Annotated in this window: 10 protein-coding genes and 1 pseudogene; 7 read left to right on the top strand and 4 right to left on the bottom strand. The window is 60.1% G+C overall.

Going from position 1 to position 10,889, the window contains the following annotated elements:
* Positions 1-115 precede the first annotated feature (115 nt).
* The 3 genes and pseudogenes from LU671_RS05050 to LU671_RS05040 form a co-directional block, all read left to right on the top strand.
* A complete protein-coding gene (locus tag LU671_RS05050; protein ID WP_023093368.1) occupies positions 116-1,021 on the top strand; it encodes a LysR family transcriptional regulator in 906 nt (301 codons plus the stop codon).
* A 281-nt stretch (positions 1,022-1,302) separates the two neighbouring features.
* Positions 1,303-1,833: a hypothetical protein gene (locus LU671_RS05045; RefSeq protein WP_000043569.1), complete on the top strand. Its 531-nt coding sequence runs from the start codon at positions 1,303-1,305 to the stop codon at positions 1,831-1,833.
* Positions 1,834-1,934: 101 nt separating this feature from the next.
* Positions 1,935-2,114 (top strand): annotated as a pseudogene (locus LU671_RS05040) (integrase core domain-containing protein); the annotation flags it as partial.
* A 228-nt stretch (positions 2,115-2,342) separates the two neighbouring features.
* Here LU671_RS05040 and LU671_RS05035 read toward each other — a convergent pair.
* The 4 genes from LU671_RS05035 to LU671_RS05020 form a co-directional block, all read right to left on the bottom strand.
* The gene (locus LU671_RS05035; protein ID WP_000539741.1) at positions 2,343-2,660 is read right to left on the bottom strand and encodes a DMT family transporter; all 318 of its coding nucleotides are present in this window, start codon (positions 2,658-2,660) and stop codon (positions 2,343-2,345) included.
* Positions 2,661-2,718: 58 nt separating this feature from the next.
* Entirely contained in the window at positions 2,719-2,982 is a 264-nt protein-coding gene (locus tag LU671_RS05030; RefSeq protein ID WP_000717310.1) for an EexN family lipoprotein, read from the bottom strand.
* 32 nt (positions 2,983-3,014) lie between these two features.
* A complete protein-coding gene (locus LU671_RS05025) occupies positions 3,015-3,920 on the bottom strand; it encodes a LysR family transcriptional regulator (RefSeq protein ID WP_000405670.1) in 906 nt (301 codons plus the stop codon).
* A gap of 93 nt (positions 3,921-4,013) precedes the next feature.
* Positions 4,014-5,417 (bottom strand): efflux transporter outer membrane subunit, encoded by a 1,404-nt coding sequence (locus tag LU671_RS05020; RefSeq protein WP_000078291.1) that lies wholly within the window; start codon positions 5,415-5,417, stop codon positions 4,014-4,016.
* 100 nt (positions 5,418-5,517) lie between these two features.
* On the opposite strand from LU671_RS05020, the gene LU671_RS05015 reads away from it, so the two are divergent.
* The 4 genes from LU671_RS05015 to LU671_RS05000 are packed head-to-tail and all read left to right on the top strand — an operon-like array spanning position 5,518 to position 10,879.
* Positions 5,518-6,159, top strand: coding sequence for a TetR/AcrR family transcriptional regulator (locus LU671_RS05015; RefSeq protein ID WP_023093369.1), 642 nt, complete (start codon positions 5,518-5,520; stop codon positions 6,157-6,159).
* The gene (locus LU671_RS05010; RefSeq protein ID WP_003092290.1) at positions 6,156-7,322 is read left to right on the top strand and encodes an efflux RND transporter periplasmic adaptor subunit; all 1,167 of its coding nucleotides are present in this window, start codon (positions 6,156-6,158) and stop codon (positions 7,320-7,322) included. Before LU671_RS05015 ends, LU671_RS05010 begins: the two co-directional genes overlap by 4 nt.
* A 24-nt stretch (positions 7,323-7,346) precedes the next feature.
* Positions 7,347-10,451: an efflux RND transporter permease subunit gene (locus LU671_RS05005; protein WP_003092293.1), complete on the top strand. Its 3,105-nt coding sequence runs from the start codon at positions 7,347-7,349 to the stop codon at positions 10,449-10,451.
* Positions 10,448-10,879 (top strand): DMT family transporter, encoded by a 432-nt coding sequence (locus LU671_RS05000; RefSeq protein WP_000055206.1) that lies wholly within the window; start codon positions 10,448-10,450, stop codon positions 10,877-10,879. The genes LU671_RS05005 and LU671_RS05000 overlap by 4 nt, the downstream gene beginning before the upstream one ends.
* Positions 10,880-10,889: the final 10 nt, after the last annotated feature.

The raw sequence follows: 10,889 nt of genomic DNA, 5'->3' as shown, positions 1-10,889 counted from the left end.
CGCATACAGAGTTCCAAGCAAGTTACCCAAAAAAAGCCGTCAATGGGCCTTGCTTCCACTCATAGGCAATATTTAGATATCATGAAAAACGATGATATTTAAGATTGGAATAAAAATGAAAAATATCAAGAGTATGGATCTCAACTTGCTCAAGGCGCTGGACGCATTGTTAGACGAACGCAATGTGACACGGGCGGCGGCCCGTCTGGGACTAACCCAGCCGGCCTTGAGTGGCATGCTGACGCGGTTGCGCGAGAGCTTCGGTGACCCGCTTTTCGCGCGCTCGCAGCGGGGTATCGTTCCAACGCAGCGGGCGCTGGATCTAGGGATGCCTGTCAAGCAGGTGCTCGCCGAAATCGACGCGCTGCTCCAGCCACCTTCCTTCAATCCGGCCACCGCACAACTGACCTTCTCCATCGCCGCGACGGACTATGCGCTGCGTGCCGTTGCTGTCCCATTTCTATCGGCACTTAAACGGCACGCACCGCGTGTACGAGTCTCATTAGTGCCAGTCGAGAGCGGGCAGCTACAGAACCAGCTTGAGCGCGGTCAGATCGATTTAGCCCTCCTGACGCCAGAGATCACTCCGCCAAATCTGCATGCCCGAGAGCTGTTCAAGGAACACTATGTGTGTGTCCTGCGGGAAGACCATCCTGCGGCTATGGGGCGCAAGCTGACCGTTAAACAGTTCTGTGCTCTCGACCATGCGCTTGTTTCCTACGATGGTGGAGGTTTCCGCGGCGTCACCGACGATGCGCTAGAACAGTTGGGCAAACGACGCAGCGTCACACTGTCGGTCAAGAGCTTTCTGATCTTGCCAGACATCCTGCGTGCCAGTGACATGGTTGCGATCTTGCCGAGCCGCTTGGTCGCCGGTATGGACAAGCTGGCTATCTCCCTGCCGCCGGTGAAGATACCGGGGTTCACCAAGACGGCTGCTTGGCACGAACGCACCCATCACGATCCAGCACATCGCTGGATACGAGCACTGCTGTTCACTTCCTGTGCTAACAACAAGTAGGCAAGATCGCTCCTATCGTCATGCTCAGCACAACTCTACCTCGCACTACAAATAAGCAATCAGTCGGCTCAATTGGAGACGCGCCCTTTCGTAGCGCCGCTGCGAGATAGCCTAGTCGGTGGATGGCAGAACCTAGGCCTTGATATCATATTTTATGATATCAAAAATAGAAACTTAGGATTTCACTTATTGCAGATGGAGGCTCATGATTTGCTCCATGACCACTTGAATGACGCAGCCACCCCTGTTGCGTCATCGACATTTTGTGAAGGAGCTTCGATATGAGCAAGCAACAGAACGCCATCCTCTGGCCCGAAGGCTACACGCCGGGCTTTACTGAGAATTTCGCCTCCAATGAGATCATCGCCGCCGGCTTGAGCGCGGCCGACGTATGGCCTCTACTCGTCACACCATCGCTGTGGCCAAGCTACTACGCCAACTCGGCTAACGTGTGCTTTCATGACGGCAAAGGCCCGGTACTGGCCGACGGCGATCGGTTTTACTTCGAGACCTTCGGCTTCCCGGTAGAGGGGCAGTGCAACGAATACGTGCCACCTGCGGATGGGCAACCCGGCCGCGTGGCCTGGCACGGCTGGTCCGGCGAGGAAGGCACAGATACGCGCCTGGATGTGCATCACGCCTGGCTGGTTGAGAACCTGGACGGCAGGCGCGTGCGCATCCTCACGCAGGAAACTCAGAAGGGCAAACCGGCCGAGGAGCTGCACAACGCCAAACCCAACCCGATGATCAACGGCCATCAGGACTGGCTCGACAGCTTGGTCGAGGCAGCGCGCAAAGCCAAGCAGGCGTAGTGGTCTCCGGCCGCTTGATCCCAAGCGTCTGAACGGAGAAAACCATGATGAGAACTCCCCTCAGGATTCTGCTGGTCCTGACTTCGCAGGCAACGATGGGCGACGAACTGCTCAACCGCGAATGGTTCCGCAGTCGGACCGAAGCGAAGGTGCTGATCGAACGTTGGCGACAGTTCTACAACGAGCAGCGGCCGCATAGCGCGCATGCTTACAAACCGCCGGCGACGATCCGGCGCAACTGGATCCAATCCGATAGCATCCCCTCCGAACTCACTGCCTGACTGGCTACAAAGTTCGTACTCAGGTCACCTTGGCGCAGGCACTGAAGGTGGAGCCACCCGGAATGGGTGCTCCCACCGCCTTACGCGCACTGGCTCGAACTCTCCCGAGGCGCCGGCAAGCTCGTCACATAGCGACTAGAGAGAGGAGGTGACCGTACGAGTTCCCAGCGCCCGATCCACTCTGGGAGCTGGGTCGCCTAGCGACTACGCTACCAATGGAGCTAGCGATCAACTCGATAACTTGAGCGTGATAACGCCCAGGATGATCAACGCCACGCCAAGGTATCGCATCAGGGAGGTTGGGTCGCCATAGAAATGAATTCCGACTAAGAAAGTTCCCGCCGCTCCGATACCCGTCCACACCGCATAAGCAGTCCCAATCGGTATCTGACGCTGAGCAAGCCATAGGAAGGCGCCGCTAATTGTCATGAAAGAGACGGCTACTGCGACCCCACTCCAACGCGATGTTGGCTCTTGCGCCATTTTCAGCCCGACCGGCCATCCGATTTCAAACAATCCAGCCAAAACAAGATAGATCCAACCCATTGCGATTCTCCTTCAAATTTTTCATATCCGGCATACATACTCCGGCATGACCACCAGCTTAGAACTTCGGCGGCTCTTTAGGCGTGGTGTGGGGCACATCGCCATCTTCGTAAAAGCGCTTTCGCGTAGCCTCGGCAACCCGGTTACATAGTTGGTCGCCCAGCATTGGTCGATCCAACTTGCATTGCTTGCGCAACTCTTTCAGACGCTCAGGATTGAGCGCTAATTCATCGACTGTCGGAAGGTTGGCTTTATCTGGTTTCCCAGATGGGCTGCAGGCTGCCAATGTCGAGGAAAGCAATATGAGAGCAATCTTCTTCATGGTTAATTTTCTTTGGGAGATTGTGTGATGGTTTACCGCCGACCTTTGGCATCTGGAGATTTGATCGAATGAACGCGTTCCATGAAGCGAGTCAGCATTTCTGACGGCTCGCTGGCCGGCCGTAGTAGATAGGTCGTGAGCATTGGCGAACGTCCAGTCAGCGGCCGTGCGACCACCCCCTGTTCCCTGCTGGCTGTGATATGCGCGCCTCCTGTGAGGCCTAGTGCAAGTCCCGCCGAAACCAGGACCATCATTAGATCGCTGGAAGTCACGCGTTCGGCAATCAGTGGCTCTATGTCCACGCGACGTAGCACCCGTTCAACTTGCCGAGCATGGCCCTCACACGCCACCGCGTCGCAGAGCACCAGCGGATACCGCAACAGCTCTTCTAGGGGAATCTGTTTGTGGGATAGCAAGGGGTGCCGTGCGGGCACAGCTACCATCAGAGGGTCACTCCACACCGGCACGGCGATGATGCCTTCGCCGACTTCATCCGATTGAGCGAAGCCGAGATCGTACAGTTCGCCACACAATCCCTTGATTTGCTGTGCCAAAGGCACCTCGAAGAAGCGAACTTCCACTTCCGGCTCTTCCTGCCGGCAGAGCGCCAACAACGCAGGCAGGCGCGATGGCGTGATTCCATCAGACAATGCAATACGGAGCTGGCAATGAAAGCCATTGGCTGCGGCGTTCACACTGTCGCGCGCCTGCTGCAAAGCTGCGAAGACACGCGGCACGCTCTCAAAGAAGAGCCTGCCCGCACGAGTCAAGCGGGTGCTCCGAGTGGTTCTCGCAAATAGCGCTACGCCCAACTCTTCCTCAAGTTCCTTGATGGCGCGCGACAGCGGCGATGTCTCTATGTGGAGGCGCTCTGCGGCTCGGGCAAAGTGCAGCTCCTCTGCCACCGCCAGAAAGTAGCGCAGGTGTCGAATTTCCATGTTCGCATTCCTCATCACTCAGGCCTCACCACCTTCGCCTTGCGTCACGCTATTTAGCTAGCCTTCGCAAGCTGCTCCAGCATGTTTCTGCGATCAAACAGGAGAGCCGGATAATGCTTTTGCCAGGACGCCCCATTGCATGGCTGTCTCGGCCCGCGTGCGGATCAGCGAAGCCTGCGCTGACAGCACCCCGGCCTCAGCCTCGGCCACCACCGTGGCGTCCACTTGTCCCGCCTCGAACAGACGTCGGCTGCGATCGAGCTGACGCTCCGCGACTGCGACACCCTCGGCCTGATGCTCCAGTGCTGCGTGCTGCGTATGCCAACCGAGATATGCGTTCTCTACGTCCTGCAAAGCACTCAACAAAGTGCGCTCGAACTCCGCACGGGCAGCTCGGCTGCGCGCCTCTCCGGTCTCGATGCCGGCACGGATCGCGCCACCATCGAAGATCGGCAACGACACCCCGGCCCCAAGTGAAAAAATGTTTCCAGTGATGCGGGTTCCCACACTCTCTACGCGCTGCCGTCCGCCGCTCAGGTCCAACACCAGCCTGGGGAAGCGTTCGCCTTCGGCTGCGTTCCAGCGCGCGGTTTCGGCGGCGAACTTCGCTTCGGCGGCGCGCACGTCGGGCCGCTCACTCAGCAGGTCCGCAGGTATGCGTGTCGGTGTCCAGTCCGGGACGGCGAGCGACGCAAGAGTTGGGGAAGCTGCAGGCGCTCCGGGCGTTTGTCCCACTAGTACATCGAGTGCATGCGTCGCCTCGCCGCGCGCACGCCGCAGTTGCTCTTGCTCCACGCGCAGTGCGACGACGCCGGCGCGGGTACGCTCGATGTCGAAGCCGGTAGCTTGTCCGGCCTCGAACTTCCGTTGCATCAGCAAGACGAGTCGTTCTGCGGATGCCAGCCGCGCCGCGGCTAGCGCTTCGAGCTCACTGGCTTGGCGCTGCTGCACAGCCGCCGACACTGTTTCAAACGCGACCTGCCACCGCGTGGCAACCCACGCTTGTTCGGCTGCCACCGCATCCAGGCGCGCACCTTCTGCTGCCTGCGAAAGCCGTCCCGACAGGTCTGCCTCCCACGATGCGGACAACGTGGCGCGGCCATCATTGCCGATTGCAACGTTCTCTGAATAGTCGCGTCCTCGAGTTGCCTGCGTGCCCGCGGACAACGAGGGGAGCAGGGAGGCCCGTGCTCGCCGCGTGGCGGCCGATGCCTCGTCCACGCGCGCTCGCGCAATCGTCAGTTCGGTATTGCGCTCCAGCGCCGCCCGGACCAAGGCATTGAGGTGCGGATCGCCGTAGGCCGTCCACCAATCGACGGGAAGAGTACGGCGGGACGATTTGTCCAAGATGCCTTCACCTCCCTCTTCATTTGAGAAATGGGCCGGTACATCCAGGCGAGGTGGATCGGCAGAGTGCGGGGCATGGCTGCAGGCCGCAAGAAGCAGTAGCGGAGAAATCATGGCAATGAGGCGATAGCGTTCAAGAATTTGAGACATGGCAGCTCCTTGCGCTCCGAAAAAGTCTTGACGGACTGTTGTATGGCTTCTACTATACCGTCTGGACTGTATATGACTCAAGCTTTTTTGGAGCACGACCATGCCGCCCCGCGCGAAAACAAAGTTGCCCCCCCCGTCCACTGCCCATAGCAGCGCCGATGCGCAGCCCGGCCTCCAGCAAGGAGCCCAGCGAACTCGCGACCGCATCCTGCAGGCCGCCCGCGAACTGGTGCTGGAGGAAGGTGCCAGTCGCTTGACACTGGACGCCGTCGTTGTGCGGGCCGGGTTGAGCAAAGGGGCGTTTCTCTATCACTTCAAGACCAAACGCGATTTGTTCGTGACACTGATCGACGAGATGATCCGGGCGTTCGACGCGGTACAAGCCAATCACGAGCGCAGGTTTGCCGGAGATCCGGACCCCTGGCTGTCGAGCCAGGTGGAAGCGATGCCCGACGACGAGATGCAGAAGATGGGCGCAGCGCTGCTCGCGGCAGCTGCGGAAGATCCAACACTTCTCGACCCACTGCGCGAGTGGTACCGCGTGCAGTACGAACGCGTGCGTCGATCCCCGCGTGGCACCGAGACCGCGGCACTCATCATGCTGGCATTGGATGGCGCCCTGTTCGCCGATCTTCTGGGTTTGCCAATACTCGCACCCGCAGAGCGGCGGCATTTCTTTCGGGCGCTCCAGGATCTCGCCTCGGGCCATCTCGAACTTGTCCCGGCAAAAGGACGCACATGAGTCGCGTCCGTAGCGGTGTCATGACCGCGTGCGCACCGCGCTCCTTGGCGGTTGCTTGCACACTATCCATTTCGACTCTGCTCTCAGGGTGCGGAAACTCGCAATCCACCGTATCCGAGCCTCCGCGCGCAGTGAAGCTCGCCGCCGCGCAGTCGGATCTCCCGCATAGCTCTCGCATCGAATTGACTGGCTCGGCGCGAGCAACCGAGCGCAGCATCCTAGGATTTGAAACAGGAGGACGGATCGCCAAGTTGAACGTCGACGTGGGTGAACGGTTCTCCCGCGGCCAAGTCCTGGCAGAACTTGATGCGCAACCTGACCGGCTTCGCGTGACACAAGCGCAAGCATCCCTGGCGGCCGCCGAAGCCGGCCTGATGGATCGACGTGTACAGACAGATCAACAGCGCCGGTTGCTCGAAAGCGAAGTCATCTCCCCTGCTGCGTTCGAGAGCGCGAAGGCGCAGCTAGCGGTCGCAGAGGGTCAAGCGCGCACTGCCAAGGCGGCGCTTGGCCTGGCCGAACGAGCACAACGTGGCACGATGATCGTCGCTCCTTTCGATGGTGTCGTGGCGGAAAAGCTGGCTTTGGCGTTCACCGACATTGCTGCTGGTGCGCCGGTATTTCAGGTCGACGGCGTGCGCAGTGGCACTGAGATCATCGCGAACGCGTCTACTACACAGGCACCTCACATAGATGTCGGCCAACGCGCAGAACTGAGCTGGAGCGGAGCCGAACAACCAATCCGAGCGGTGGTACGTCGTGTCGGTCTGCGCGCCGAAAATGGCTCGCTCCTACCCGTGGTGCTAGTGCCTGAAGATAACGCGCAAGCGCGCGCACTTCGGCCAGGTATTCCCGTACAGGTCGTGCTCGACGCACCTGCGGCAACCTCCAAGACCTCTCGGCCCGAGACTGTATCCATACCTTATGCCTCGCTGGTGCTCGGCACGAAGCCGGGCGAGGCTTCCGTCTTCGTCTACACCCCTGAAGATAAGAAGGTGCACCGTCGCGCGGTGCGCTTCACGCCGGTACAGGAAGGAGACAGCGCGCGCGTCCTCGCTGGACTCAAGCCCGGCGAGACGGTGGTTGCCGCCGGAGGAGGATGGCTCACCGATGGACAGCCAGTGACACCACTGGAAGCCACCACTCAATTGACCAAGCGCTAACGCGATCCACCAGGTTACTTCATCATGAAGATCACCGAGATGGCGCTGCGCGCCAGTCGACTTACCTACTTTGTAGCGCTCATCATTTTCGTCGCCGGCATCGCGACCTTCCTGAATTTTCCTTCTCAGGAGGAGCCGACTGTCACGGTCCGCGATGCGATGGTCACGGCGTTGAACCCGGGGCTGCCCGCCGAACGCGTTGAGCAACTCATTGCCCGGCCGATCGAGGAGCGCTTGCGCGAACTGGCAGAGGTCAAGCGCGTGACGAGCACCGTGCGCGCAGGCAGCGCCATGATCCAGGTCACGATCTGGGACCGCTACACCGACTTGGCACCGATCTGGCAGCGCGTCCGGGCCAAGGTCGCCGATTCGAAGGATGCCTTACCACAGAGCACGATGGGGCCTTTCGTCGACGAAGACTTCGGCCGCGTCGCGGTTGCCTCGATTGCGGTCACTGCACCAGGTTACTCCATGAGCGAGATGCGCGTCGCGCTCAAGCAGATGCGCGACCGCCTGTACACCGTGCCTGGTATTGAGCGCATCACTTTCTACGGCCTGCAGGAAGAGCGCGTCTATCTCGAATTCGATCGGCCTAGGCTCGCGCGATTGGAGCTGACACCACAGGGGGTGATCGACCAACTCGTCAAACAGAACGTCGTCGCTTCGGGTGGACAAATTGTTGTCGGCGGCATCAATGCAACCTTGGCGGTCAGTGGCGAAGTGCGTGACGCTCCCTCCCTGCGAGCAATGCCGATCGCGCTGCCACGACCGCAAAGTAGTACGGCGCCCGTGCCGACGATCGCATTGGGTGAACTGGCGCAGGTGAGTGTGCGGCCAGCCGATCCGCCGGAATCTGCTGCCATCTACAAAGGCCAGCCCGCTGTCGTCATGGCGGTTTCGATGGCCTCCGGTCAGAACGTGGAGCAGTTCGGAAAAGCGCTCAAAGCACGGGTTGCAGACCAGGAGAAGCTGCTGCCGGCGGGTTTCGATCTGTCATACGTCACTTTCCAGGCCGATGTCGTCAAGCACGAGATGGGCAAAATGAACCACGTCATGATGGAGACGATCATCGTCGTCCTCGGTGTCGTCGTGCTATTTCTCGGTTGGCGCACCGGGATCATCGTGGGCATGATCGTGCCGTTGACGATCCTCAGTGCACTCATCGTCATGCGCGCGATGAACATCGAGCTTCAGAACGTCTCGATGGGCGCCATCATCATTGCGCTCGGCTTGTTGGTGGACAACGGCATTGTGATTGCCGAAGACATCGAACGCCGCCTGGCCGGTGGCGAAGATCGTAAGCATGCCTGCCTCGAGGCGGGCCGCACGCTCGCCATTCCGCTGCTCACGTCCTCGCTCGTGATCGTGATCGTGTTCTCGCCGTTCTTTTTTGGCCAGAACGCCACGAGCGAGTATCTGCACAATCTCGTGGTCGTGCTGGCACTGACGTTGTTCGCTTCGTGGCTGCTGTGCCTGACTGTCACGCCCCTATTGTGCTACCACTTCGCCAAACCCCATCACAAGCAGGAGCAGGGCGACGCCTATGACACCCGCTTCTACCGTGGCTACCGGCGCGTACTGGAGTGGGTGCTCCACCATAAGGCGGTCTATGTAGCGTCGATGATCGCGGCGCTTGCCATTGCGCTGTATGGCTTCACCACCCTGCCGTACGATTTCATGCCCAAGTCCGACCGGCTTCAGTTCCAGATTCCGGTGCAGCTCGCCCCCGGTACCGACTCGCGCGAAACGCTCGCCCGCGTGAAGCAGATCAGTGGTTGGCTGGGCGACACGAACATCAATCCAGAAGTCTCCGATCACATCGGCTACGTCGCCGATGGTGGCCCGCGCTTCATCCTTAGCCTGAATCCACCACTGCCGGCATCGAACATCGCGTACTTCGTTGTCACATTGAAGCCGAAGAGCGACATCGACGCCGTCCTCGCCCGCACCCGCAGCTACTTTGCGCAAGCACATGGCGACGTGCGCGCCGAGCCCAAGCGTTTCTCGCTCGGTGCGACCGAGTCAGGGACTGCCATTTATCGCGTCAGCGGTCCGGATGAGGAGGTATTGTTGGGGGCCGCGTCCAAAATCGAAGCAGCGCTGCGCAAGCTGCCCGGCACCATCAACGTCAAGAACGATTGGGATACGCGCGTTGGCCGCATCGACGTACGGGTCGACCAGGACCGCGCGCGTCGGGCGGGCGTGACGACTGAAGACATCGCTGGCGGGCTGGATGTCCGCTACAGCGGCAGATCGATCTCGGTTATTCGCGACGGTGACACCTCCGTCCCGATCGTCCTGCGCAGTATCGTAAGCGAGCGTCGCAGCACGGCAGACGTAGGCGCGACGCTCATCTATCCCACCAACGGCGGTCCAGCGGTGACGCTGGCTCAGGTCGCAGACGTATCGCTCGCGAGCGAGCCCTCGGTCATCCAACGGCGCAATCTCATCCGCACGATCACCGTGCAAGGACAGAACACCTCTTACACCGCCCAGGAGATCATCAACCGCCTGGCGCCTAGCGTCGCTGCCCTGGACCTGCCCGCGGGCTACTCGGTTGAACTTGGCGGCGAGATCGAGGAAGCCGCCGAATCGAACGCCGCGCTGTCGACCTACATGCCCCTCGCATTTCTGGCGATGCTGATGCTGTTCGTATGGCAGTTCAATTCTTTCCGCAAGCTCGGTGTGATCCTCGCGACGATCCCTTTCACGCTTATCGGCGTGGTATTGGCTCTGAAGCTGACCGGCACACCTTTCAGCTTCATGGCGACCTTCGGCGTACTGGCCCTGTTCGGGATCATTGTCAACAACGCCGTGCTCTTGCTGGAACGCATCGACCAGGGGCTAGCGGAAGGCCTGCCACGCCATGAAGCCTTGGTTGGGGCCGCGATACAACGGCTTCGTCCAATCGTGATGACCAAGGTCACCTGCATTTCGGGACTGGTGCCACTCATGCTCTTCTCCGGACCATTATGGAAAGGGATGGCGATCGCGATGATCGGTGGGCTGGCACTCGGAACGCTGGTGACGTTGGGCTTGATTCCGCTGCTTTACGAAGTCCTGTTTGGAATCAAGCGAATTGGGCCGTGGAACCTGAGTGTCGCCACCGCGCATGGAGATCGCTCATGAGTCTCTTGCGAGCCGCCGCGTGCTGCGCATTCTCAGAATTCGTATGCACCCACGCTTCATGCGTATGTCTCGCTAGGCTTATGCGATTCAGCACCCATCCGCTGATCTGGAAATCCTGGTCGATTGTCATTGCCGCAGGGGTTCTAGGAGCGGGCTATCCACTGGGCCTGCGGGCCATCACGGCGGGCGGTCCGATGCGCTGGGTCGGCCTCTGTGTGGCAGTGACGTGCATGGCGGCCAGCGGCGCACTTTTGTGGTTCGCGCTCAAGCGGATTCCGATCAGCGCGGCCTCTGCAGCCTGGGCAGGAATCGGGCTACTTGGAAACTTGGGCGTCGGCGCCCTCCTACTAGGCGATGTCGCATCGGTAACGCGCTGGTCTGGCACCGCCCTCATCGCAGCAGGCATTGCCTGTCTTAGTTTCGTTTGATCAAGGAGAC

It is taken from the genome of Pseudomonas sp. NMI760_13, assembly GCF_021283245.1.
In the GTDB taxonomy this organism is placed as follows: domain Bacteria; phylum Pseudomonadota; class Gammaproteobacteria; order Pseudomonadales; family Pseudomonadaceae; genus Aquipseudomonas; species Aquipseudomonas peradeniyensis.
Note: the sequence above shows the minus strand (reverse complement) of the source record. Positions and strands in the feature narration are given on the sequence as shown.

Coding starts and splice junctions, on each gene's coding strand:
- LU671_RS05050 (WP_023093368.1), top strand. CDS start 116: ATGAAAAATATCAAGAGTATGGATCTCAACTTGCTCAAGGCGCTGGAC.
- LU671_RS05045 (WP_000043569.1), top strand. CDS start 1,303: ATGAGCAAGCAACAGAACGCCATCCTCTGGCCCGAAGGCTACACGCCG.
- LU671_RS05035 (WP_000539741.1), bottom strand. CDS start 2,660: ATGGGTTGGATCTATCTTGTTTTGGCTGGATTGTTTGAAATCGGATGG.
- LU671_RS05030 (WP_000717310.1), bottom strand. CDS start 2,982: ATGAAGAAGATTGCTCTCATATTGCTTTCCTCGACATTGGCAGCCTGC.
- LU671_RS05025 (WP_000405670.1), bottom strand. CDS start 3,920: ATGGAAATTCGACACCTGCGCTACTTTCTGGCGGTGGCAGAGGAGCTG.
- LU671_RS05020 (WP_000078291.1), bottom strand. CDS start 5,417: ATGTCTCAAATTCTTGAACGCTATCGCCTCATTGCCATGATTTCTCCG.
- LU671_RS05015 (WP_023093369.1), top strand. CDS start 5,518: ATGCCGCCCCGCGCGAAAACAAAGTTGCCCCCCCCGTCCACTGCCCAT.
- LU671_RS05010 (WP_003092290.1), top strand. CDS start 6,156: ATGAGTCGCGTCCGTAGCGGTGTCATGACCGCGTGCGCACCGCGCTCC.
- LU671_RS05005 (WP_003092293.1), top strand. CDS start 7,347: ATGAAGATCACCGAGATGGCGCTGCGCGCCAGTCGACTTACCTACTTT.
- LU671_RS05000 (WP_000055206.1), top strand. CDS start 10,448: ATGAGTCTCTTGCGAGCCGCCGCGTGCTGCGCATTCTCAGAATTCGTA.